Source organism: Streptomyces sp. NPDC025651, assembly GCF_055558735.1.
This window is the reverse complement of the sequence record NZ_JBVHLZ010000003.1, coordinates 267,143-288,918: the sequence shown is the minus strand read 5'-3', so window position 1 is coordinate 288,918 and position 21,776 is coordinate 267,143. Positions and strand designations below refer to the sequence as shown.

At 72.1% G+C, this 21,776-nt stretch carries 22 protein-coding genes; 6 read left to right on the top strand and 16 right to left on the bottom strand.

Annotation, left to right across the window (positions count from 1 at the left end; translation table 11 throughout):
* On the bottom strand, positions 1-843 hold the full coding sequence (locus tag ACZ4D5_RS13585) for a GNAT family N-acetyltransferase (RefSeq protein WP_467772515.1): 843 nt from the start codon (positions 841-843) through the stop codon (positions 1-3).
* 419 nt (positions 844-1,262) lie between these two features.
* Here ACZ4D5_RS13585 and ACZ4D5_RS13580 point away from each other — a divergent pair, with 419 nt between their 5' ends.
* Together ACZ4D5_RS13580 and lysA are read left to right on the top strand one after the other, a co-directional pair.
* Entirely contained in the window at positions 1,263-1,682 is a 420-nt protein-coding gene (locus tag ACZ4D5_RS13580; RefSeq protein WP_467772514.1) for an SAV_915 family protein, read from the top strand.
* Positions 1,683-1,707: 25 nt separating this feature from the next.
* A complete protein-coding gene (lysA, locus tag ACZ4D5_RS13575) occupies positions 1,708-3,234 on the top strand; it encodes a diaminopimelate decarboxylase (RefSeq protein WP_467772513.1) in 1,527 nt (508 codons plus the stop codon).
* Between the two features lie 120 nt (positions 3,235-3,354).
* Here the strand turns inward: lysA and purB are convergent, their stop codons facing one another.
* The 5 genes from purB to ACZ4D5_RS13550 form a co-directional block, all read right to left on the bottom strand.
* A complete protein-coding gene (gene purB / locus ACZ4D5_RS13570; protein WP_467772512.1) occupies positions 3,355-4,797 on the bottom strand; it encodes an adenylosuccinate lyase in 1,443 nt (480 codons plus the stop codon).
* A gap of 139 nt (positions 4,798-4,936) precedes the next feature.
* Positions 4,937-6,013: a WD40 repeat domain-containing protein gene (locus tag ACZ4D5_RS13565; protein ID WP_467772511.1), complete on the bottom strand. Its 1,077-nt coding sequence runs from the start codon at positions 6,011-6,013 to the stop codon at positions 4,937-4,939.
* 235 nt (positions 6,014-6,248) lie between these two features.
* A complete protein-coding gene (locus ACZ4D5_RS13560) occupies positions 6,249-6,437 on the bottom strand; it encodes a DUF6191 domain-containing protein (protein WP_467772510.1) in 189 nt (62 codons plus the stop codon).
* Positions 6,407-7,318 carry an SGNH/GDSL hydrolase family protein gene (locus tag ACZ4D5_RS13555; RefSeq protein ID WP_467772509.1) on the bottom strand — a complete coding sequence of 304 codons (912 nt, stop codon included), beginning with the start codon at positions 7,316-7,318 and terminating at the stop codon, positions 6,407-6,409. The genes ACZ4D5_RS13560 and ACZ4D5_RS13555 overlap by 31 nt, the downstream gene beginning before the upstream one ends.
* A gap of 44 nt (positions 7,319-7,362) precedes the next feature.
* Positions 7,363-7,833, bottom strand: a complete 471-nt coding sequence (locus tag ACZ4D5_RS13550; protein ID WP_467772508.1) for a MarR family winged helix-turn-helix transcriptional regulator — start codon at positions 7,831-7,833, stop codon at positions 7,363-7,365.
* A gap of 194 nt (positions 7,834-8,027) precedes the next feature.
* On the opposite strand from ACZ4D5_RS13550, the gene ACZ4D5_RS13545 reads away from it, so the two are divergent.
* Positions 8,028-8,600 (top strand): NADPH-dependent FMN reductase, encoded by a 573-nt coding sequence (locus tag ACZ4D5_RS13545; RefSeq protein ID WP_467772507.1) that lies wholly within the window; start codon positions 8,028-8,030, stop codon positions 8,598-8,600.
* An 82-nt stretch (positions 8,601-8,682) separates the two neighbouring features.
* Positions 8,683-8,937, top strand: a complete 255-nt coding sequence (locus tag ACZ4D5_RS13540; protein WP_467772506.1) for a holin — start codon at positions 8,683-8,685, stop codon at positions 8,935-8,937.
* A 514-nt stretch (positions 8,938-9,451) separates the two neighbouring features.
* On the opposite strand, the gene ACZ4D5_RS13535 is transcribed toward ACZ4D5_RS13540, so the two are convergent.
* The 6 genes from ACZ4D5_RS13535 to ACZ4D5_RS13510 form a co-directional block, all read right to left on the bottom strand.
* Positions 9,452-10,465: a hemolysin family protein gene (locus tag ACZ4D5_RS13535; RefSeq protein WP_467772505.1), complete on the bottom strand. Its 1,014-nt coding sequence runs from the start codon at positions 10,463-10,465 to the stop codon at positions 9,452-9,454.
* Positions 10,462-11,796 (bottom strand): hemolysin family protein, encoded by a 1,335-nt coding sequence (locus tag ACZ4D5_RS13530; protein ID WP_467772504.1) that lies wholly within the window; start codon positions 11,794-11,796, stop codon positions 10,462-10,464. The genes ACZ4D5_RS13535 and ACZ4D5_RS13530 overlap by 4 nt, the downstream gene beginning before the upstream one ends.
* A gap of 170 nt (positions 11,797-11,966) precedes the next feature.
* Positions 11,967-12,392: a GNAT family N-acetyltransferase gene (locus tag ACZ4D5_RS13525; protein ID WP_467772503.1), complete on the bottom strand. Its 426-nt coding sequence runs from the start codon at positions 12,390-12,392 to the stop codon at positions 11,967-11,969.
* Positions 12,393-12,502: 110 nt separating this feature from the next.
* Entirely contained in the window at positions 12,503-13,384 is an 882-nt protein-coding gene (locus ACZ4D5_RS13520; protein WP_467772502.1) for an LLM class F420-dependent oxidoreductase, read from the bottom strand.
* Positions 13,385-13,449: 65 nt separating this feature from the next.
* A complete protein-coding gene (locus tag ACZ4D5_RS13515; protein ID WP_467772501.1) occupies positions 13,450-16,014 on the bottom strand; it encodes an ABC transporter permease in 2,565 nt (854 codons plus the stop codon).
* 13 nt (positions 16,015-16,027) lie between these two features.
* On the bottom strand, positions 16,028-16,864 hold the full coding sequence (locus ACZ4D5_RS13510) for an ABC transporter ATP-binding protein (protein ID WP_467772500.1): 837 nt from the start codon (positions 16,862-16,864) through the stop codon (positions 16,028-16,030).
* Between the two features lie 164 nt (positions 16,865-17,028).
* Here ACZ4D5_RS13510 and ACZ4D5_RS13505 point away from each other — a divergent pair, with 164 nt between their 5' ends.
* Both ACZ4D5_RS13505 and ACZ4D5_RS13500 read left to right on the top strand, forming a co-directional pair.
* Positions 17,029-17,256 (top strand): antitoxin, encoded by a 228-nt coding sequence (locus tag ACZ4D5_RS13505; RefSeq protein ID WP_467772499.1) that lies wholly within the window; start codon positions 17,029-17,031, stop codon positions 17,254-17,256.
* Positions 17,257-17,260: 4 nt separating this feature from the next.
* Positions 17,261-17,632, top strand: a complete 372-nt coding sequence (locus tag ACZ4D5_RS13500; protein ID WP_467773020.1) for a fic family toxin-antitoxin system, toxin component — start codon at positions 17,261-17,263, stop codon at positions 17,630-17,632.
* Between the two features lie 30 nt (positions 17,633-17,662).
* On the opposite strand, the gene ACZ4D5_RS13495 is transcribed toward ACZ4D5_RS13500, so the two are convergent.
* The 4 genes from ACZ4D5_RS13495 to bioB all read right to left on the bottom strand — a co-directional run bounded on the left by ACZ4D5_RS13495 (position 17,663) and on the right by bioB (position 21,764).
* The gene (locus tag ACZ4D5_RS13495) at positions 17,663-18,337 is read right to left on the bottom strand and encodes a class I SAM-dependent methyltransferase (protein ID WP_467772498.1); all 675 of its coding nucleotides are present in this window, start codon (positions 18,335-18,337) and stop codon (positions 17,663-17,665) included.
* A gap of 209 nt (positions 18,338-18,546) precedes the next feature.
* Positions 18,547-19,281 (bottom strand): dethiobiotin synthase, encoded by a 735-nt coding sequence (bioD, locus tag ACZ4D5_RS13490; RefSeq protein ID WP_467772497.1) that lies wholly within the window; start codon positions 19,279-19,281, stop codon positions 18,547-18,549.
* Between the two features lies 1 nt (position 19,282).
* The gene (locus ACZ4D5_RS13485) at positions 19,283-20,569 is read right to left on the bottom strand and encodes an adenosylmethionine--8-amino-7-oxononanoate transaminase (RefSeq protein WP_467772496.1); all 1,287 of its coding nucleotides are present in this window, start codon (positions 20,567-20,569) and stop codon (positions 19,283-19,285) included.
* The gene (gene bioB / locus ACZ4D5_RS13480; RefSeq protein WP_467772495.1) at positions 20,562-21,764 is read right to left on the bottom strand and encodes a biotin synthase BioB; all 1,203 of its coding nucleotides are present in this window, start codon (positions 21,762-21,764) and stop codon (positions 20,562-20,564) included. Before bioB ends, ACZ4D5_RS13485 begins: the two co-directional genes overlap by 8 nt.
* Between the last annotated feature and the right edge of the window lie 12 nt (positions 21,765-21,776).

The window sequence follows — 21,776 nt, the reverse complement described above, 5'->3', positions numbered from 1 at the left end:
CTAGGGGCCCGTGAGGGAGGGCTCCGAGGCCGACGTGATCCGCCGCGCCCCAGGTGACGCGGGTGCCGGGACGCCCGGGAGCGGCCGGGCCGCGGGGTGTCCCGTGACGTACTGGACGTATTCGCGCCGCAGGCGGAAACCGGCCGTCCAGGCCAGTAGGCGGCTGGGCCTGTTGTCCCGGGCGCAGGACCAGCTCGCGGTGCGGCCGCGCGCGGCGATGTCGGCGCACAGGGCGGTGACGCAGGCGAGGCCGAGGCGCTCGCGGCGGCGCTCGGGCGTGGTGAGCACCGCGACGTCCTCGTACGTCCGACCGGAGAAGTAGCCGCAGGCCACGGCGGCGACGCTGCCATCCCTGTCGAACGCGGCAAAGCCGTGTCCGGAGGCTGCGAGCCCCTCCGGGCCGCCCCAACTGGCGTGGATCCAGGTCGATTCGGGGGAGAGGGCGGCGAGCGCGGGGGCGTCGGCGGGCTCCAGGCGGCGGACGGTCACGCTCCGCTTCAGCCGCGGCGGCTCCACCGGCTCGCAGTGCACGTACACCATGCGCTCCGCCGGTACGAGGCGGTCGAAGGCGGCGCCGAGCACCGGCAGGAAGCGGGCGGGGGCCTCGACGTGGCTGTGGGCGAAGGGGGTGAGAAGGTCAGGCCGGACACCGCCGGGATCACCGCTGAGCAGCACATGGCCCGCGCACGCCACCGCCACGGCCCTCGGGTCCTCGGCCCGGTCGGCCCACCAGGAGCCGACGCCGCTCGCCTCGACGTGCTCGGGCAGCGAGGCGGGCCCGGGCGACCCGGGGGCGAACCAGCGGGGCGCGGCGGGCCGGCGGTGCGGGGACAGCTTGATCATCAGGTGCTCCTCGGGAGTGAGACCTTCGGGGTGGAACCGGGTGGCATCCGGTCATCCGGTGACTCGGTGGAAGGGCAACGGGAGTGCGACCTTCGGGTGAAACGAGGCGGAGCGGTCGGCGGGGTGTGAGCGGGTGGCGGGACCGTGAGCGGGTGGCGGCCGCCGCGACACCGGGTTCCCGCCGTGCCCGTCATCCAACTGGCCCGGGCCCGGCGGCTCAAGAGTGCACCGACGGCCCTGACGCGCCCCTGATGGACGGGCCTGTGGACGCCAGTATCGCGTCAGGGCGGGGCGCGTGTGCGTCAACGTCGCGTCATGGAGGGTCGGTTGGCACGGCGTGCCGGGCATAACGTCACCGTATGCCGCAGGCTCCGGGGCGAGCCCGCGGTGCCCGAATGCGTCTCCTTTGGAGGAACCCCATGGCAGAGCTCTTGTGCGGCGAGGACCCCGAGCCCTGTGAACCCGGCCCGGCCGGACCGCTGTTCGTCCCCGTCCGGCCGGGACCCGCGGGCTGTGTGGCCCGCCTGTTCCGCACCCCCGTCGGCGGGCGCACCGCCGTCGCCTTCACCACCCCGCAGCGTCTGAGCGCCGCCCTCGGCGACCGCCAGGCCTGGATCAGACTCTCCGAGCCCGCCCTGCGGTCCCTCACCGCGCCGCTGGGCGTCAGCGAGGTCACCGTCGACCCGCGACTCGCCGCGCACCCCGTCGGCCCGCCGCCGGTCGGCCCCCGCGAACGGTTCGGCGCCGCCTGGCGCGACTGGGACCCCCAGGCGGTGGGCGCGCTGCGGGTCACCGGCGTGGCCGCTCTGGCGGGCGCCCTGACCCTGTGGATCGGCTGACGTCGAGGCGAAGAGAGAACCCGTCATGACCACACTGCACGCAGGTCCGGTCCCGCCGCAGAGCCCTGCCGCGACGGACGCCCCGCTCCGTTCGCCCCACCTGGACCACCTGGACCACCCGAAGCACCCGAACCACCCGGACCACCCGGACCGTCCGAACCACTCGAACCATGAGCCCCCTCCGCCCCACTCCGCACCGGATGCGAGGAGCGGCCCCTCAGGAGACCGCGCCGCCGCCCCGCCCGACGTGGAACCGGCCGAACTGTCCGTGTGGCCCTCCTCCACCACCCGGCTCGCCCACGGCGACCTCGCCGTCGGCGGGGTGCCGCTGACCGGGATCGCCGAGCGCTTCGGCACCCCCGCGTACCTCATCGACGAGAGCGACGTACGCGCCCGCTGCCGCGCCTACCTGCGCGCCTTCCCGGAAGCCGACGTCCTGTACGCCGCCAAGGCGTTCCTGTGCCGCGCCATGGCGCACTGGGTGGACGAGGAGGGTCTCGGCCTGGACGTCTGCTCGGCCGGTGAGCTGGAACTCGCCGTCACCACGGGCTTCCCCGCGGAGCGCATCGTGCTGCACGGCAACGCCAAGAGCCCGGACGACCTGCGGGCCGCGCTCCGGCTCGGGGTCGGCCGGATCGTCATCGACAGCGCCTCTGAGATCGCCCGCCTCGCCGCGGCCGTGCCGACGGGCAGCCGGCAGAAGGTGATGGTCCGGGTGGTGCCCGGCATCGCGGCCGGCGGGCACGCCAAGATCAGGACGGGCACCGACGACCAGAAGTTCGGCCTGTCCCTCACGGACGGCTCGGCCCAGCACGCCGTCGCCCGCGTCCTCGGGCAGCCCACGCTCGAACTGGTGGGCCTGCACTGCCACCTCGGTTCGCAGATCACCACGGAGAAGCCGTTCCTGTGTGCCGTGCGGCGCATGGTCGGCCTGATGGCGCGGATCAAGGACCAGCACGGGATCACCCTCCCCGAACTGGACCTCGGCGGCGGGCACGGCATCGCGTACCGCCCCGGTGAGGCCTCCCTCGACATCGCCGCCCTCGCCCGCAAGGTGCGCGCCGAGCTGGTCGAGGGCTGTGCGGCGGCGGGCCTGAGCGTGCCGCGCCTCGTCGTGGAGCCGGGGCGCGCCATCGCGGGCCCGGCGGGGGTGGCGCTCTACCGGGTCCTCGCGGTCAAGCGGACCGGCGAGCGGACGTTCGTCGCGGTGGACGGCGGGATGAGCGACAACCCCAGGCCCGCGCTCTACGGCGTGCGGTACGTGCCCCGCCTGGTCGGCCGGCACTCCACGGCGGAGCCCGCGCCGGTGACGGTCGTCGGACGGCACTGCGAGGCGGGCGACGTCCTCGCCCCGGACGTCCCGCTGCCCGGCGACGTACGCCCCGGGGACCTGCTCGCCGTCCCGGTCGCCGGCGCGTACCACCTGTCGATGGCCTCCGGCTACAACCTGGTCGGCCGCCCGCCCGTGGTCGCGGTGGTCGACGGGCACGCGCGGCTGCTGGTCCGCCGCGAATCGCTGGAGGACTACCGGAGCCGTGACGTGGGTCTGTAGCGCGTCCGCAGGACATGCGAAGGCCCCGAAGCGAGTGGGTTGCTCCGGGGCCTTCGTGCGTCGCTGCCGACGCGTACGTGCGTTGCTGTCGAGGCGCGTACGTACGTCGCTGTCGCGGCGCTAGAGAATCGCGCCCGGCGTGTAGGCGGCGGCCTCGGGGTGCTCCTTGAGGAGCGCCTCGATCTGCGCGACGACGGTGGCGACCTGGTCGCTGGCGGCACCGGTGAACGACAGCTTGTCGGCCATCAGCTCGTCCAGCTGCGCCCGGTCCAGCGGGATGCGCTCGTCCGCGGCGAGCTTGTCGAGCAGTTCGTTGCGCTCGGCGCCCTGCTCGCGCATGGCGAGCGCGGAGGCGACCGCGTTCTCCTTGATGGCCTCGTGGGCCTCCTCGCGGCCGACGCCCGCGCGCACCGAGGCCATCAGGACCTTGGTGGTGGCGAGGAACGGCAGATAACGGTCCAGCTCGCGCGCCACGACCGCGGGGAAGGCGCCGAACTCGTCGAGAACCGTCAGGAAGGTCTCCAGGAGGCCGTCGAGCGCGAAGAACGCGTCGGGCAGGGCGACCCGGCGGACCACCGAGCAGGAGACGTCGCCCTCGTTCCACTGGTCGCCCGCGAGCTCGCCGGTCATCGAGGCGTAGCCGCGCAGGATGACGGTGAGGCCGTTGACGCGCTCGCAGGAGCGGGTGTTCATCTTGTGCGGCATCGCGGACGAGCCGACCTGGCCCGGCTTGAAGCCCTCGGTGACGAGCTCGTGCCCGGCCATCAGACGGATCGTCTTGGCGAGCGAGGACGGCGCGGCCGCGACCTGCACCAGGGTGGTGACGACGTCGTAGTCGAGCGAGCGCGGGTAGACCTGGCCGACGGAGGTGAAGGCGCGGTCGAAGCCGAGGTGACCGGCGATGCGGCCCTCCAGCTCGGTGAGCTTGTCGGCGTCGCCGCCGAGCAGGTCGAGCATGTCCTGGGCGGTGCCGACCGGTCCCTTGATGCCGCGCAGCGGGTAGCGGCCGATCAGTTCGTCGAGGCGGCGGTAGGCGACGAGGAGCTCGTCGGCCCCGGTCGCGAAGCGCTTGCCCAGGGTCGTCGCCTGCGCGGCGACGTTGTGGGAGCGGCCCGCCATGACCAGCTCGGCGTACTCACCGGAGAGCCTGCCGAGCCGGGCGAGAACGGCGACGGTACGGGAGCGGATCAGCTCCAGGGAGAGCCGGATCTGCAGCTGCTCCACGTTCTCGGTCAGGTCGCGCGAGGTCATGCCCTTGTGGACGTGCTCGTGCCCGGCGAGGGCGTTGAACTCCTCGATGCGGGCCTTCACGTCGTGGCGCGTGACCTTCTCGCGCTCGGCGATGGAGGCCAGGTCGACCTGGTCGAGGACGCGCTCGTAGTCGGCGATGGCGGCGTCCGGAACCTCGATCCCGAGGTCCTTCTGCGCACGCAGCACGGCAAGCCAGAGCTGACGCTCCAGCTTCACCTTCTGCTCGGGCGACCAGAGGGTGGCGAGCTCGGCGGAGGCATAACGTCCGGCGAGGACGTTCGGGATACGGGGCTTTGCAGGCGCAGCAGTCACGTGCACGGAGTTTACCTGGCCTCCGACCTGCACTTTGACCGTCCCTACAGCCTGGAACGCCCGGACCGTTGGAGCATCGTCCAGGCGACGGCCCCGCACTCGGCGAGCGGGACCGCCGTGTGGCGATTCAGCGGGACGGTCAGGAGAAGCGGCGGACGTAGACGTCCGACTTGCCGTTGGTGTCGCCGGGGACGATGTCGTCGGCGGCGGAGTGGAAGACCACCTCGCGGCCTCCGGCGCTGACCGCGTCGGTCTCGGCCGAGGCGGGCCGGTCCGAGACGGTCACGTCGGTTCCCGTCTGCAGGTCGCGCAGCGTGAGCGTCGACGGTCCCGTCGCGTCGTGCGGGGTGTGCAGGAGATAGCGGCCGGTGGGATCGATGGCCACGCCCCGTACGTCCGGGACCAGTTGGGCGGTGCCCGAGCTCACGTCGTGGACGTAGGTGTCGGAGCCCGAGAGGTAGACGACCTTGCTGCCGTCGTCACTGAGCTGGACGACGGACGCCTCCGCAGTCGGGCCCTCGAGCGGGCCGGAGGTGGTGCCGTCGGTGCGGTCCCACAGGAAGACGTCCTTCGTCTTGCCGTTCTGGTAGGCGACACGACGGCCGTCGCCGCTGAGGGACGGATGGGACGGGACGGTGTGGTCGAACGTGGCGACGGTCGCCACCCCGGCGGTGTCCCAGTCCTCGACCTGGACGCGCTGGCCGTACGTCTGCTGCCGGTAGGAGAGGCTGATATGGGCGACGTAGCGGCCGTCGGCGCTCAGCGACGGCTGGTTGCACGTGAAGAGCGAGCAGTTGGCGGTGATCGTCCTTCCCGTGCTGACCTCGTACTGGCGAATCCGGTCGCCGTTCATCCACTGCACCGGGTAGGCGACGTGCTCGCCGTTGTCGCTGATCACCGGGGGCTGCAGCGGGCTCAGGTGCCCCATCCGCGTGGTCCGGTCCGTCCGTTGGTCACGGACGAACACCTTGTCGCCTCCCGTCGAGGTGTCCGGCGTGAGGTTCTTCGCCGACGACGAGAAGACGATGGTGTGGCCGTCGGGCGTGATCGAGGCGCCGGAGGAGTTGTCGTCCCCCTGGGTGCCGTCGGCCGCGACGCTGATCCGCACGACGTCGGTCCCGCTCGCGCCCACGGCCGCGGGCGCGGCCGAGGCGGCTCCGGATAACACCGCCGTGATCGTGCAGGCGGCGACCCCCGCGCTCACGGCGGCCGGCATGCGTCTGGCACGTCCGGTGGTGCTCCGGTTCGTGTTTCCCCTCATATTCCCCCCACTTGGGACATGGTCTCCCCTCCGATTCCCCACCGGAGGACCACAAACATGCAACCGCGATCGCATTGTGGGGTCAATGCGTCACATGACGTATCAAGAGGCGTAGTTCCGGTCATGTGAGGGACGGTGCGGGCGTGCGGTGCGCACGGAGACTTCGGTGGGCGGGCTCGCGGCTGAGCTCCTACCGTCCCGAGCGCGGGATCCGTACGACCGCTGTCCCCGCCGCCAGGTCCACCGTCGTCCCGCCTGGCGGCGCCCCGTCGTCCTCGCTGTCCGGCATGACCAGCGCCGATTTCCGGGGCGCGGCCCGGTGACGGAGCTGTTCCGGCCGGGCGCCCCTCAGGCGGTCCCGTCGGCGCAGAGCACGCACTGATCGCCGGGTCCGACCGCCCGGTGTGCGTGGGGGAACGCGACGGGCGCCCTGTCGGTCCAGCGACGGCCCCAGGATCCGTAGCACTCGATCTGCTCGCAGTGCGTCTCGCACACCGCCTTGTCCCAGTACGGGACCGGCATGGGGAAGATGTTGTCCCCCGAGGAGCGGCCCGTCAGGCGGCGGCCGATCCACGGTGCGAGGTGCTGTTTGGCGAAGCGGGCGTCCGCGATGCGGCGGCTGACCCAGCGCGGGGGCACCGCCGTCGGCAGTGGACTCCGCCAGTCGTCCTGCGGGGGGTGACCGAGCTCCTGCCACACACCCTCGGCGACCCTGCGGTGCCCCTCGGCCGTGAGGTGGAGGCGGTCGACGTCCCACAGGCGCTGATCGCCGAGGACGGCCGTGCCGTAGAGGTCCACGACCACCGCGCCATGCCGTGCCGCGAGGTCGTCGATGTGCGCGAAGAGCTCCTCCATGCGCGGGCGGAACCGCTCCATCACCGGGCCGTTGCGGCCGGGACTGCGCATCAGGACCAGCTGCTTGCAGGAGGGGGCCAGGCGCTCGACGGCCTCGTCGAGCAGGTCGCGCAGCCGGTTCATGTCGCACTTGGGGCGCAGCGTGTCGTTGAGCCCGCCCACCAGGGTGACCACGTCGGCCTGCAGCGCGGCGGCGACGTCGACCTGCTCGGCGACGATCTGCCCGATGAGCTTGCCGCGCACCGCGAGGTTCGCGTAGCGGAAGCCGGGGCTCTGTGCCGCCATCCGTTCGGCGAGGAGGTCGGCCCAGCCGCGGTAACTGCCGTCGGGCAGCAGGTCCGACATGCCCTCGGTGAAGGAGTCGCCGACCGCGACGAGACTGGTGTAGTTGGCATTCATCTGCATGGCGGGAGCGATCGTATCCCGCCGGGAGAGGGAGCGGCGGGGTGTCACTTGGCCTGGTCGTCGGTGAGGTGCGCCACCACCGTCTCGCCGACCTCGGCGAACGCCTCGATCTGCTCGGGGGTCAGCAGGTCGATGAAGTGCCTGCGCACGGACTCCACGTGCGGCGCCGCCGCCGCTTCCAGGGTCCGCAGCCCTTCCCCGGTGAGGACGACGACCGCGCCCCGGCCGTCCGTCTCGCACCCCTCGCGCGTGACGAGGCCGCGCTGCTGCATGCGGGCCAGATGGTGGGAGAGGCGGCTGCGGGACCAGAGCATGCGGTCCGCGAGTTCGCTGACGCGGCGGCGGTGGTCGGGGGCGGCGCCCAGGTGGGACAGCACGTCGTAGTCCGGTTCGGAGAGGCCGCTCTGGCGGCTGAGGTCGCGCGACAGCCGGGCGTTGAGGAGCAGGAACATGCGGCGGTACGCCTGCCATGCGCGCTGTTCGCGGTCGGTCAGCCAGCGGGGTTCCTGGGTCACGTGACCACCGTAGCCAAGACTTCGTTGACATGTCATTCACATCGGTCCTACGGTGATGCATGACACGTCAATCACTTGGAGGGTCCGGCGCCGCCACCGCGCACATCGACGCCGCCACCCCGTAATGGCCACCCCGTAAAGGCCGCCCGGCAAAAGGCCACCGCGTAAGAGACCACCCGTAAAGGATCGGCACCATGCCTCGTCTCCACGTCCTCTCCGCCAGCACCCGCCCCACCTCGGCGGGGCGTCCGCTGGCGGCCTGGATCACCGAAATCGCCGCCGCCCGTTCGGAGTTCGCCGTCCGGCTCGTCGATCTCGGCGAGGTCGGTCTGCCGTTCCTCGACGAGCCCGAGTACCCCTCCCACGGCCGGTACGTCCACCAGCACACCAAGGACTGGAGCGCGACGGTGGACTCCGCGGACTGCTTCGTCTTCGTGATGCCGATGTACAACGGCGGCTTCACCGCGCCGCTGAAGAACGCGATCGACTTCCTGTACCGGGAGTGGCAGGACAAGCCGGTGGGTCTGATCAGCTACAGCGCGGGCGGGACGGGCGGCGCCCCGGCGCTGGAGATGATCCGGCCGGTACTCGAACGGGTGAGCCTTCGGCCCACGGAGCGGTCCCTCTCGATCCCCGGCATCGAGGACCGGGTCGGCCCGGACGGCCGGTTCCTCGGCACGGACGAACTCGCCGCGGAGGTCGGCGGCGTCCTGGACGAGGTGGCGCTCCTGGCCACGGCCGGGGCCGCCGCCACGTCCGCGGTCTGAGGCGTCGCGGCGGATCTGGGCAGTGGGGCGTGACGGCGGTATGCCATAGGGCAAGCCGTCGTCACGAGAGAGCGAGCCCGCCATGTGGACCGCAGCCTTCTGGAAGGCCACCGCGGAACGCGCGATCCGCACCTTCGCGCAGGCCCTCGCCGCCGTCCTGGTGGCGGGCGCGACGAACCTCGTGGACGCCCCGTGGGGCGCGGCCTTCGCCACCGCGGGCCTGGCGGCGCTCCTCGCGGTCCTGACGGCGATCGGCGCCTCGGAGGCCGGCGCGCAGGGCCCCGGCATCACGGAGAGCCCGAGGACGGCGACGGGTGGGGGAAAGCCGGTGCTGTGAGGCCGTGCGAGGCCGCGACCAGCCCCGTGACACGGCTGGCCCCGCGACGCCGCCCCCCCACCTCGCGCCCACGTAGTCGACGAGCTCCTCGACCAGGGCGGGGGAGAGATGGCTGGTCGGAACAGGCCGAGGGACAGCAGCGCCTCGGCGTGGTCCCAGGGGCAGCCCGTCGAGCCCGGCGGCGAAGGTCTCCAGGAGGGGCGGCTCCGTGTCGTCGCGCTCGTTCTCCTGGGGGAGACGGCCGATGCGGGAGGGGAGACCGACCGTGCCGCCGTCGGCCACGACGGACACCTCGCCCTCGGCGGGCGCGTACTCGCACGCCGGGCCGCACCGGCAGCGAGACCCGCTCAAGGAGGGGCCGGTCCGGACATCTCTACGACACGTCGCGCAGGACGACCGGTCCGGACGTCCGTACGACACGTCGCGCAGGACGAGTTGGCTCACGGCACACCCGCCTCGGGCATCGGCGGTCGGCCGACCTGTGCGCCCGCACCGGCCGGCCGACCCCGTCCGGTCACACAGGCTGGCCGAACAGCTCCCGCAGCACGTCCTCCATCGTGACCATTCCCGCGAGCCTGCCGTCCGAGCCGAGCACCGCGGCCACATGCGTACGGCTGCCCCGCATGGCGGTCAGCACGTCGTCCAGCGGCGTGGCCTCACGGACCTGGGCGATCTTCCGCATGTCCGGCACCCGGAACGGCAGATCCCGCGGCGCCCGGTCGAGGGCGTCCTTGACGTGCAGATAGCCGACGATGCGGCGGCCGTCGTCGACCACGGGGAAGCGGGAGAAGCCGGACTCGGCCGAGAGCTGCTCCAGCTGCTCCGGGGTGACGCCCACGCGCGCGTAGACCACGTCCTCCAGGGGCAGGACCACGTCCCTGACCGGGCGGCGGCCCAGTTCGAGCGCGTCGTGCAGCCGCTCCTGCGCGCGGTCGTCGATCAGGCCCGCGTCCGAGGAGTCCTTGACCATCCGGGCGAGTTCGTCGTCGGAGAAGCTCGCCGACACCTCGTCCTTCACCTCCACGCGCAACAGCTTCAGCAGGCCGTTGGCGAACGCGTTGATCGCGAAGATCACCGGGCGCAGCGCCCGCGCGAGCGCCACCAGCGGCGGCCCGAGCAGCAGCGCCGAGCGCACCGGCTCGGCGAGCGCGATGTTCTTCGGGATCATCTCGCCGAGCAGCATGTGCAGATACGTCGCCAGCGTCAGCGCGATGACGAACGAGATCGGGTGGACCAGGCCGTGCGGCACCCCGACCGCGTCGAACGCGGGCTCCAGCAGATGCGCGATGGCGGGCTCGGCGACGATGCCGAGGACGAGGGTGCACAGCGTGATGCCGAGCTGCGCGGCGGCGAGCAGCGCGGACACGTGCTGCAGGCCCCAGAGCACGCTCTTGGCGCGCTTGTCGCCGTCCTCCGCGTACGGCTCTATCTGGCTGCGGCGTACGGAGATGAGCGCGAACTCGGCACCGACGAAGAAGGCGTTCACGACGAGCGTCGCGAGGCCGATCAGCAACTGGACGGCGATCATCGGGCGTCCTCCTCGTGGGCGTCGGTGGCAGACGGGGCGTGCAGCAGGACGCGGGCCGCGCGCCGCCCCGCGGCGTCGACGACGTCGAGCCGCCAGCCGCCCACCTCGACGCTGTCGCCGACGGCCGGGATGCGGCCGAGCTCCGTGGCGACGAGCCCGGCGAGCGTCTCGTAGGGGCCGTCGGGCGCCCGCAGGCCGACTCGCGCGAGCTGGTCGGTGCGCGCCGCGCCGTCGGCGGAGTAGAGGGTGCGGCCGTCGTCGTCGGTGCCCGCGTGGGCGATGTCGGGCGTCTCGTGCGGGTCGTGCTCGTCCCGCACCTCGCCGACGACCTCCTCGACGATGTCCTCCAGGGTCGCGACCCCGGCGGTGCCGCCGTACTCGTCGATGACCACGGCCATCGTGCGCTTGCCGGAGAGCCGGTCGAGGAGCCGGTCGACGGTCAGCGTCTCCGGCACGAGCAGGGGCTCCCGCATCAGCTCGGCGACGGACACGCGGGGCCTGCGCTCGGCGGGCACCGCGAGGACGTCCTTGATATGGGCGACGCCGACGACCGTGTCGAGGTTGCCGCGGTAGACGGGGAAGCGGGAGAGCCCGGTCGCGCGCGTGGCGTTCGCGACGTCCTCACAGGTGGCGTGCGTGTCGAGGGCCATGACCTGGACGCGCGGCGTCATCACGTTCTCCGCGGTGAGGTCGGCGAGGTTGAGCGTGCGTACGAACAGCTCGGCGGTGTCCGCCTCCAGCGAGCCCTCCTTGGCGGAGTGGCGGGCGAGGGCCACCAGCTCCTTGGGGCCGCGCGCGGAGGCCAGCTCCTCGGCGGGCTCCATGCCGAAGCGGCGTACCGAACGGTTCGCGGTGTTGTTGAGATGGGCGATGAACGGGCGGAAGGCGGCGCTGAAGACGCGCTGCGGCGTGGCCACCCGCTTGGCGATGGCGAGCGGCGAGGAGATGGCCCAGTTCTTGGGGACCAGCTCACCGATGACCATCAGGAAGACCGTCGACAGGGCGGTGCCGATGACCAGGGCCACCGAGGAGGCCGCCGAGCCCGGGACGCCGAGGCCGCGCAGCGGTCCCGCGATCAGCTTGGCGATGGACGGTTCGGAGAGCATGCCGACCACCAGGTTGGTGACCGTGATGCCGAGCTGGGCCCCGGAGAGCTGGAAGGTGAGGTTCTTGACGGCCTTGAGGGCGCCCGCGGCGCCGCGCTCGCCGCGCTCGACGGCCCGCTCGAGTTCGCTGCGCTCGACCGTCGTGAGGGAGAACTCCGCCGCGACGAAGACACCACACGCCAGGCAGAGCAGGAGCGCCACGAGGAGCAGGAGCACTTCGGTCATCGGGTCACCTCCGTCCCATGATCGGGCAGGGCCGGGAGGAATGCGCGATGTCGGGTACTGGGAGGCTCGCCCATGGGCGGACGCTCACACCTTTCAGTCGGTACGAATGGTGTGTCCATGGTAAAGGACCAGCAAAACGGCTCGAACGCGTGACAGAGGGAGGGGCCGGGTCAGTCCGCGAGGTGCTTCACCCAGCGGCTCCACTGCGGCTCGGGGGCGTAGCCCGCCGCGCGCCAGGTGTGGTGGGCGAGGTCGTTGCGGTCCAGGACCATCGCGTCGCCGCGCCGCCCGCCGAGCCGTACGAACCGCTCCTCCGCGGCGGCGAGCAGCGCGGAGCCCACGCCCCTGCGGCGGTGGTCCGGGTGGACGGCGAGGCGGTAGAGGTGGCAGCGCCAGCCGTCGAAGCCCGCGATGACCGTGCCCGCGAGGTCGCCGTCGCGCTCGGCGAGGATCAGGGCCTCGGGGTCGCGGTCGACGAGCCGCTCCACGCCGGAGCGGTCGTCGCTGATGCTGGTGCCCTCGGCGGCCACCTTCCAGAAGGCGAGCACCGCGTCGAGGTCGGCGGGCGTCGCGGCCCGTATACGGAGATCGTCCATGGGGCCATCCCAGCACCGGGGCGAGCCGTGACGCGCGGGATTTTCATGATGTGGACAGGGCGCGGACGGGGGGAGGGGAGCGGTCACCCGCGAGCGCAGTCGGGCGCCGCTCAACTGCCGCTCAACTCCTCGATGACCGGGCCGAACGCCTCCATCGCCGGCTCCAGCACGGTGATGTTCGAGAAGCCGAACCGCTCGCGCTGGACGCGCAGTTGCTCCGCCATCTCCCGTACCGTGCCGATCAGCAGGATCGGCAGGTCCAGGGCCTGGTCCTCCGTGAGGTGAGGGATCAGGTGGAGGGAGGGGCGGATGGTGGCCCTGCGGTCCCGGGTCACCTCGACCACCTGGATCAGGAGGTTCATCTCGGCCGGTTCGGCACGGTTCTCGGCGAAGCGGCGGTACGCGGCGACGCGCTCCTCGAAATCGTCGGGGGACAGGACGGACAGCGTGCCGTCGGTGCGCGCATGTGCCCCGGTGAACGCCGCGATGTCGGCGTGCTCGGCGGTCAGTTCCAGCATGCGGTCGCCGTTGCCGCCGATCAGCAGTGGCGGGCGCGGCTTCTGCACCGGCCGGGGCGCGTGGTCCTCGGCGCCGAGGAGCTTGTCCAACTCCTCGATCGTGCGCCGGAGACGGGCCACGCGCTTGCCCGGTGAGTCGAAGGGCAGGCCCGCGCGGTCGTGTTCGTCCTTGACGTATCCGGTGCCGAGCCCCAGTTCCAGGCGGCCGCCCGTGAGCGCGTCCGTCGTGGCCACCTCGCGCGCGAGCAGGGTGGGATTCCAGAAGCCGACGTTGAGGACACAGGTGCCGACCCGGGGGCGTTCGGTGGCCTCGGCCGCGGCGACGACCGAGGGGAAGGGGGCGGGCATGCCGAGGTGGTCGGCGACCAGGATGACGTCGTAGCCGACCTCTTCGGCCCTGCGGCATTTCCCGCGCCACTCATCGCCTGTCGAAGGGGCCATCATGGTGACGCCGAAGCGGAACGGGCGAGACATGAACTCTCCTCGTCTGTCGGAGACTTGACGGTCTCGTGCACGTGGACGTCCCGCCCGTCAGTCCATCACTCGTGCGCGATCGCCGCCAGTACGTTCATGCGTGACGCGCGCAACGCCGGCAGCAGCGCCGCCGCGAGGCCCACCACCACCGAGCCGATCACCACCGCGACGACGGTCGTCCAGGGGAACGCCAGCTCCTTCATGCCCTGCAGCGCGAGGACCTGCTGCACGGCGACGCCCCAGACCAGACCGAGCGCGAGGCCGAGCAGCGCCCCGAACACGGCGATCACCACCGACTCCAGACGGATCATGCGGCGCAGCTGGCGTCGCCCGAGCCCGATCGCGCGCAGCAGCCCGATCTCCCGGGTGCGCTCCACGACCGACAGGGCAAGGGTGTTGACCACGCCGAGCACCGCGATGACGATCGCGAGGCCGAGCAGCGCGTAGACGAGATAGAGCATCACGGCGATCTGCTGCCGGATCAGCTCCTTGTAGTCGGCCTGGTCGCGCACCTGCACCTGCGGATACGGATCGAGCGTCTTCTCCAGGCTCGCGCGCAGCGCCTGCGCGTCCGTGCCGGAGGCCGCGTTGACGTACAGCGCGGAGTCCTGGCCGCCCGGCACGTACTTCTCGACCGTGCCGAGGCCCATGAAGAGCCCGCCCTCGACACCGAAGCCCTCGGGGGACTCCTCGTCGGTGAGCGCGGCGACCGTCAGCTTCGCCGTGCGGCCGCCGGGGAACCGCACGGGCAGCGCGTCCCCGAGCCGCACCTCGTGCTTCTCGGCGAAGTCCTGGTCCATGCCGATGCGCCCGGGAGCCAGCGCGGCGCGTGAACTCCCCTGTGCGTACGAGATGTTGGCGACGTCGTCGAGCCCCGCGTCGTAGCCCGCGGCGGTCGACTCGACGTTCTTGCCGTCGGGCAGCGTCAGTTCGACCGGCGTGAAGCGCTGGCGTACGACGAGCCCGGCGCCCTCGGTGTCCTCGACCTTGTCGACGATCTCGGAGGAGAAGGGCATGAAGTTGCTGTTCTGCACGACGAAGTCCGCGCCGAGGGTCTTGTCGATCTGCCGGTCGAACGACTTCGTCATGGAGGCGCTCGCCACCGACAGGCCCCCGACCAGGGCGAGCCCCACCATCAGCGCGGCGGCCGTGGCCCCCGTGCGGCGCGGGTTGCGCAGCGCGTTGCGCTGGCTCATCCGGCCGATCGGACCGAAGACCGCGGGGAACGCGCCGCCGAGGACCCGGATCACCGGACGCACCAGGAGCGGTCCCGCGATCACGGTGGCGACGAGGGTGAGGACGACGCCGAGACCGAGCAGGGACGCCGCCGACGCGGTCTTCTGCGCGGTCGCGCAGCCCACGAGGGCGGCGGCGCCGGCCACCGCGACGACGGAGCCCACGACGGCCCGCACCTTCAACGGCCGCCCCACACCCGCGATTTCCGCGTCGGCGAGCGCCGCCATCGGCGAGACCTGAGCCGCCCGCCGGGCCGGCAGGTACGCGGCGACGAACGTGACGCCGACCCCGACGACGTACGCGGCGACGGGCGTGGCCCAGCCGATGACCATCTCCGTCGACTTCAGGTTCATGCCGAACAGGCCCATCAGCTCGATCAGGCCGAGGGCCAGACCGATCCCGGCGGCCAGGCCCAGCGTCGAGCCGACCAGGCCGAGCAGCAGCGCCTCGGTCAGCACGGAGCGGCGCACCTGCCTGCGGTCGGCGCCGAGCGCCCGGAGGAGCCCCAGTTCGCGGGTGCGCTGGGCGATCAGCATCGAGAAGGTGTTGACGATCAGGAAGACGCCCACGAGCACGGCGATGCCGGCGAAGCCCAGCATCACGTACTTGATGACGTCCAGGAAGCCGCCGAGCTGCTCCGCCGCGGACTCGGCCTGTTCGTCGGCGGTCTCGAAGTCGTAGCCGGAGCCCAGTTCGGCGGCGATCCTGCGCTTGAGCTCCGTGTCGCCGACGCCCTCGGCGGCGGTCACGGAGATGCTCGTCGCCTCCTTCGTCGAGCCGAGGAGCTCGCGTTGGGCGGTCTCCGTGTCCAGGAAGACGAGGGCGGCGCCGGGGTTGGTGGTGGTGAACGTGGCGATGCCGACGACCTCGACCTCGAACGAGCCGGGGCGGGCCTGAACGGTGAGGGTGTCGCCGATCCCCACGTCCTTCTTGTCGGCCGTGTCCGCGTCGAGCACGGCCTGGCCCGCGCCGCGCGGGGCGTGGCCGGAGGTGAGCTCCACGGGGCTGCGGTCCGTGCGGTACCAGTTGGTGGCGATGGTGGGCGCGCCGGTGGTCGGGCCCACCGATTCGTTGTCGCCGTCGACGACGACGATGTTGTCGACCGACGCGTCGACGTGCGCGTCGGCGACCCCTTCGACCTTCGCCACCCGCTCCTTGAGGCTCGCGGGCACCGTCGGCGTCCGCCCCGAGGGCACCGCTTCGTCGAGGTCGTCCTTCGGAGCGACCGTCACGTCGGCCGACGTGGAGGCGAAGAGCCGGTCGAAGGTGCGGTTCACCGTGTCCGAGAAGATCAGGCTGCCCGCGACGAACGCGACCGAGAGGAGGACGGCGAGTGCGGAGAGCACGAGCCGGCCCTTGTGCGCGAGGAAGCTCCTGAGCGTCGCCTTCAGCACGACGGCCCCCGGCTCAGCTCTGCTCGGTCGCGCGGTCGGCGCCTTCGGCGGGCGCGCGCGGAGCGGGAGGCACCGCGTGCATGGCGTCGAACCGCTTCATGCGTTCGAGCACCGCTTCGGCCGTCGGCCGCGCCATGTCGTCCACGATCCGCCCGTCGCCGAGGAAGAGGACCAGGTCGGAGTGGGCGGCGGCGCCGGGGTCGTGGGTCACCATGACCACGCTCTGGCCGAGCTGGTCGACCGCGTCGCGCAGGAAGCCGAGGACCTCCAGGCCGGCCCGCGAGTCGAGGTTGCCCGTCGGCTCGTCGGCGAAGATCAGCTCGGGCTTGGCGGCGAGCGCCCGCGCGCAGGCCACCCGCTGCTGCTGCCCGCCGGACAGCTGCGCGGGGCGGTGCTTGAGCCTGTCCCGCAGCCCGAGGGTGTCGATGACGTGCTCCAGCCACGCACGGTCGGGCCGCTGCCCCGCGATGTCCATGGGGAGTGTGATGTTCTCCAGGGCGTCGAGCGTGGGGATGAGGTTGAAGGACTGGAACATGAACCCGATGCGGTCGCGTCGCAGCCGGGTCAGCTCGCGTTCCTTGAGGCCCGTGATCTCCGTGTCGCCGAGCCACACCTGACCCGCCGAGACGCTGTCGAGCCCGGCCAGGCAGTGCATGAGGGTGGACTTCCCCGAACCTGAGGGCCCCATGACGGCCGTGAAGCGCTCGCGGGCGATGTCCACGTCGACCGAGTCGAGGGCGAGCACGGTCGTCTCGCCCGAGCCGTACGCCTTGGTCAGGCCGCGGGCGCGCGCGGCGATCCCGGTGGGCTCCGCGTGGCCCGTGGACGGTGCCGAAGCAGGTGTGGACAAGGCCGCCTCCTGGGTTGTGGCCGTTCCAACTCCCGTAGTTTTGCGAAGAGTAGTGGGGTGTCCCGGGTGTCCGGAATCCCCCTTGGGGTGGGCCCTGAGACGTATGTAAGGGGCATGGTCCTGGCCCCCTTGTGGTGCTAGCGCCCCGACGCTAGCTTGACGGTATGGCGAAGACTCAGCTGAACGTGCGGGTGGACGAGGACACCGCCCGGGCCGCGCGGGAGCGCGCGCTGGCCCGTGGCATGAGCGTGAACCGCTACATCGAGGAACTCGTCAAACAGGACGCGGGAGAAATCGGGCACACGTTCGTCGAGGCCGCCGCCGACTTCATGAAGCAGTACGAGTCGGTCTTCGCCGAGGAGTTCGGTGTCGAGCGAGAAGGCCGTCGCTGAGCCGTTGAACCTCAGAATCGATCTTGCCTGGCTCCTGATGATCGCCGAACACAAGACGCCCGGAGACCCCCAGGTCACCGACTGGGGCGCGCTCGTCGCCGCCATCAGCAGACACGAGGCGGAGATATTCGGCATGCCCGTCTACGAAACGCCCCACGACAGGGCGGCCGCCCTCCTCCAGGTCCTGCTCCACATCCCCGCCCTCGAACGCTCCAACGCGCTCTTCGCCTCCTCCGTCGCCTACGCCTATCTCGTCTCCAGCGGTCTGAAGGTCGTCACCTCTCCCGAGCAGGTGCGCGACCTGGCCCGCCTGGTGAAGGAGGACGGCGCGAGCGTCCACGCCATCGCGGAGCAGCTGCGCCAGTGGAGCCTGTGAGGTCCGCGCGCCGCGGCGCGTCAGAGCTGCCTACACCTCGCGGTCCGGACGCCGTGCCGTGCCGATCACGCAGTACGAACTGGGCAGGCGCGGCCCCTTCGCCGGCACGAGGACATGGCGGTACGCGCCGAGTTCGAACCCCGCCTCGCGCAGCGGGCCCAGTGTGTCGCGCGAGACATGGCAGCCGCCGAACAGCGGTGGCCACACCGTGCGGTCCAGGACGCGCTGGGCGGCCGCCATCAGCGCGCCCGGCGCCCGTCCGTGCTCGAAGAACCGCAGCTCGCCGCCGGGGCGAAGGACCCGGCGCAACTCGCCGAGCGCCCGCGGCACATCGCGCACACTGCACAGCACCAGGGACACGACGGCCGCGTCGAACGCCTCGCTCTTGACGGGCAGCGCCTCGGCGGCGCCCGGCACCACATCGACGGGCACGTCGGCGCGCAGAGCCGCGGAGACGGCCAACTTCCGCAGGATGCGCTCCGGTTCGATAGCGACGACCTCGGCGACCTCGCGCGGATAGTGCGCGAAGTTCAGGCCGTTGCCCGCGCCGACCTCGATGACCCGACCGGAGAGCCCGGCGAGCAGTTCCTTGCGGTGTACGGAGATGACGGGCTCGGCGGCCACGCTGTGACGTGCGTAGAAGCGGGCGAAGACGGGGTGGTGCACGGCGTCCCTGTGGGCCGGCTTGGCGGCGCGCGGTGACATGGGCCCTCCTCGGCGGAGCGAGCGGTTACCGAAAAAGCGAGCGGTTACCGCAATGGTGCCCCGGTGGGGCCCGTTCCCCTCCTGCGGACACGACCCGGGTGAGCCTCGGGTGAACGAGGGCGGCACGCCTGTGACGGTGAGGGAACAAAGGGGCGGGCGCCCCCAGAGGTGCGCCCGCCCCAAGGCCCCGACGGCTCACCGTCAAGGGCTCAACGCGCCAGAGCCCCCGGCGCCTCCCGGGACGTGAACGCCGCCGCGTCCCACGTGCCGCCCAGCTCGGGAGCCAGCCAACTTGCGGCCGCGGCACGGAAGTCCGGCCCTTCGAGCGACCCCGCACCCTCCGGGATCGCCCCGACGAGCGGCGTGCCCGCGTCCTTCGGCAGATCCGCGAGGTTGCAGCGGGACGCCAGGTCGGGGACGGCCGGCCAGCTGCCGACCAGCGGGCCCAGCTGACGCACGCCGCGCACCCGCAGCGCCTCGGCCGTCAGCGCCGTCGTGTTCAGCGAGCCGAGGCCCGCCGAGACGACCATCAGGACAGGCGCGCCCAGGAGCCGGGCCGCGTCCGCCAGCGTGCCGCCCTCGTCGTCGAGGCGTACGAGCAGTCCGCCCGCCCCCTCGACCAGGACCAGATCGTGCTCGGTCGCCAGCTTCGCCGCCGCGTCGGCCACGTCCTGCGGGTGGATCTGCGCGAGACCGGCACGCCGCGCCGCGACGTCCGGCGCCAACGGCTCGGGGTAGCGGGCGAGTTCGCGCGTGGTGATGCCGTCGCCCGCGAGCCGCGCCACCTCCTGCGCGTCGCCGGGTTCACCCGGCGCGACCCCGGTCTGCGCGGGCTTGAGCACGGCCACGCCGCGCCCCGCCGCACGGGCGACGGCGGCCACCGCGGCCGTGGTCACCGTCTTGCCGATCTCCGTGCCCGTACCGGACACCACGATCACGGTCATGTCAGCCCTCCTTCGCCGCGGCGCACACCGCGCGGGCGACGCGTGCCACGTCGTCGTCGCTCGTGACGAACGGCGGCATCGTGTAGATCAGGTCGCGGAAGGGCCGCACCCACACGCCTTCGCGCACCGCCGCGCGCGTCGCCGCCTTCATGTCCACCGGGTGGTCCAGCTGGACCACGCCGATCGCCCCGAGGACGCGGACCTCCCGTACGGAAGGGAGCGCGGCCGCCTCCGCGAGGCCCTCACGCAGACCGGTCTCGATGCGCTTGACCTCGGTCTGCCAGTCCTGGCCGAGCAGCAGGTCGATCGAGGCCCCCGCCACTGCGGAGGCCAGCGGATTGCCCATGAACGTCGGCCCGTGGGCCAGGACCGGCACCTCGCCCTGCGAGATGCCGTCCGCGACGCGCGGCGTGCACAGCGTCGCCGCCATCGACAGATAGCCGCCGGTCAGCGCCTTGCCGAGGCACATCACGTCCGGGGTGACGCCCGCGTGGTCGGCCGCGAACAGCGTGCCCGTGCGGCCGAAGCCCGTCGCGATCTCGTCGAAGACCAGCAGGACGTCATGGGCGTCGCACGCCTCCCGGAGCGCGCGGAGGTAACCGGGGGAGTGGAACCGCATGCCGCCCGCCCCCTGCACCACGGGCTCCACGATCACACCGGCCAGTTCGTGGGCGTGCGCCCCGATCAGCTCGTGGAGATGGCCGGCGTAGGACTCGTCGTACGCGTCGAAGCCGCTGGGCGGCGCGTCCGCGAACACCTGCTGCGGGAGGACGCCCTGCCACAGCTCGTGCATGCCCCCCTTGGGGTCGCACACGGCCATCGGCTGCCAGGTGTCGCCGTGGTAGCCACCGCGCCACGTCAGCATCCGCCGCTTCTCGGGGCGGCCGAGCGAACGCCAGTGCTGCAGGCACATCTTCACCGCGACCTCGACCGCGACCGACCCCGAGTCGGAGAGGAAGACGTGCTCCAGACCGCCGGGCGTGATGTCGACGAGACGCTTGGCGAGCGTGACGGCGGGCTCGTGCGTGAGGCCGCCGAACATGACGTGGCTCATGCGGTCCAACTGGCCGCGCACCGCGTCGTTGAGGGCGGGGTGGTTGTAGCCGTGGATCGCCGACCACCAGGACGACATGCCGTCGACCAGTTCGGTGCCGTCCGCGAGACGCATCCGTACGCCGCTCGCCGACTCGACGACCAGCGGCTCCTGCTGACCGGGCATCGGCCCGTACGGATGCCAGACGTGCTGCCGGTCGAGTGCGAGCAGGTCGGCCGTGGACAGGTCAGGCATTGGGCGCCAGGTCCGTTCCCGCGCCCCTGCGGCGCACCGCCACCAGGTCCGTGCGCGCCTCGCCGGCTTCCGGGGTCTGCGCCAGGGGCTCGGCCTCGGCCGACCCGCAGGGGCCGCACCCGCCGCCCGCCTCGTGCGGACCGCAGCCTCCCTCGTGCGAACCGCAGCCCGCGGCCGCGGCGGCCGCGTTCACGCGGTGCTTCGGCAGCGTCACCTGGTCCGTGCCCTCGACCTCGAAACCGGCGTCCGCGATCATCGCCAGGTCGTCCTTGCCCGCCTGGCCCTCACTGGTCAGATAGTCGCCCAGGAAGATCGAGTTGGCGATGTTCAGGGCGAGCGGCTGCAGCGAGCGCAGATGGACCTCGCGGCCGCCCGCGATGCGCACCTCGATGTCCGGGCAGACGAAGCGGACCATGGCGAGGATGCGCAGGCAGCGCTGCGGCGTGAGGTTCCACGCCTTGGCGAGCGGCGTGCCCTCGAAGGGGATGAGGAAGTTCACCGGCACCGAGTCGGCGTCGAGCTCGCGCAGCGCGTACACCACGTCGACCAGGTCCTCGTCGCTCTCGCCCATGCCGGCGATCAGCCCCGAGCAGGCGGAGAGACCCGCCGAGTGCGCCTTCTGGACGGTGTCGACACGGTCGGCGTACGTGTGCGTCTTGGTGATGTCCCCGTACGTCGCCTCGGAGGTGTTGAGGTTGTGGTTGTACGCGTCCGCGCCCGCGCCCCGCAGCCGCTCCGCCTGACCGTCCGAGAGCAGCCCGAGGCAGGCGCACACCTCGACGCCCTCGTTCGCCTCCTTGACCGCCGCGATGGTCTGCGCGACCCGGTCGACGTCGCGGTCCGTCGGCCCGCGGCCGCTGGCCACCAGGCAGACCCGCTTGGCGCCGCCCGCGACGCCGGCCGCCGCGGCCTCGGAGGCCTCGTCGGGCTTCAGCCAGGTGTACTTGAGGATCTCGGCCTTGGAGCCGAGCCGCTGCGAACAGTACGAGCAGTCCTCCGGGCACAGACCCGACTTGAGGTTGACCAGATAGTTGAGTTTCACCCGTCGTCCGAACCACTGCCGCCGTACCTTCCCGGCGGCAGCCACTACGTCCAGAAGATCGTCGTCGGAGGTGGCCAGCACGGCCAGCGCCTCTTCGCGGGTCGGCAGTTCGCGCCGAAGCCCCTTGTCCACCAGCGTGTTCAGCAGGTTCATGGCGCTGATCCT

What these genes read in the sequence shown, in the direction of transcription:
- ACZ4D5_RS13585 (WP_467772515.1), bottom strand. Translation starts at nt 843, where the DNA reads ATGATCAAGCTGTCCCCGCACCGCCGGCCCGCCGCGCCCCGCTGGTTC.
- ACZ4D5_RS13580 (WP_467772514.1), top strand. Translation starts at nt 1,263, where the DNA reads ATGGCAGAGCTCTTGTGCGGCGAGGACCCCGAGCCCTGTGAACCCGGC.
- lysA (WP_467772513.1), top strand. Translation starts at nt 1,708, where the DNA reads ATGACCACACTGCACGCAGGTCCGGTCCCGCCGCAGAGCCCTGCCGCG.
- ACZ4D5_RS13565 (WP_467772511.1), bottom strand. Translation starts at nt 6,013, where the DNA reads ATGCCGGCCGCCGTGAGCGCGGGGGTCGCCGCCTGCACGATCACGGCG.
- ACZ4D5_RS13555 (WP_467772509.1), bottom strand. Translation starts at nt 7,318, where the DNA reads ATGCAGATGAATGCCAACTACACCAGTCTCGTCGCGGTCGGCGACTCC.
- ACZ4D5_RS13545 (WP_467772507.1), top strand. Translation starts at nt 8,028, where the DNA reads ATGCCTCGTCTCCACGTCCTCTCCGCCAGCACCCGCCCCACCTCGGCG.
- ACZ4D5_RS13540 (WP_467772506.1), top strand. Translation starts at nt 8,683, where the DNA reads ATGTGGACCGCAGCCTTCTGGAAGGCCACCGCGGAACGCGCGATCCGC.
- ACZ4D5_RS13535 (WP_467772505.1), bottom strand. Translation starts at nt 10,465, where the DNA reads ATGATCGCCGTCCAGTTGCTGATCGGCCTCGCGACGCTCGTCGTGAAC.
- ACZ4D5_RS13530 (WP_467772504.1), bottom strand. Translation starts at nt 11,796, where the DNA reads ATGACCGAAGTGCTCCTGCTCCTCGTGGCGCTCCTGCTCTGCCTGGCG.
- ACZ4D5_RS13525 (WP_467772503.1), bottom strand. Translation starts at nt 12,392, where the DNA reads ATGGACGATCTCCGTATACGGGCCGCGACGCCCGCCGACCTCGACGCG.
- ACZ4D5_RS13520 (WP_467772502.1), bottom strand. Translation starts at nt 13,384, where the DNA reads ATGTCTCGCCCGTTCCGCTTCGGCGTCACCATGATGGCCCCTTCGACA.
- ACZ4D5_RS13505 (WP_467772499.1), top strand. Translation starts at nt 17,029, where the DNA reads ATGGCGAAGACTCAGCTGAACGTGCGGGTGGACGAGGACACCGCCCGG.
- ACZ4D5_RS13495 (WP_467772498.1), bottom strand. Translation starts at nt 18,337, where the DNA reads ATGTCACCGCGCGCCGCCAAGCCGGCCCACAGGGACGCCGTGCACCAC.
- bioD (WP_467772497.1), bottom strand. Translation starts at nt 19,281, where the DNA reads ATGACCGTGATCGTGGTGTCCGGTACGGGCACGGAGATCGGCAAGACG.
- ACZ4D5_RS13485 (WP_467772496.1), bottom strand. Translation starts at nt 20,569, where the DNA reads ATGCCTGACCTGTCCACGGCCGACCTGCTCGCACTCGACCGGCAGCAC.
- bioB (WP_467772495.1), bottom strand. Translation starts at nt 21,764, where the DNA reads ATGAACCTGCTGAACACGCTGGTGGACAAGGGGCTTCGGCGCGAACTG.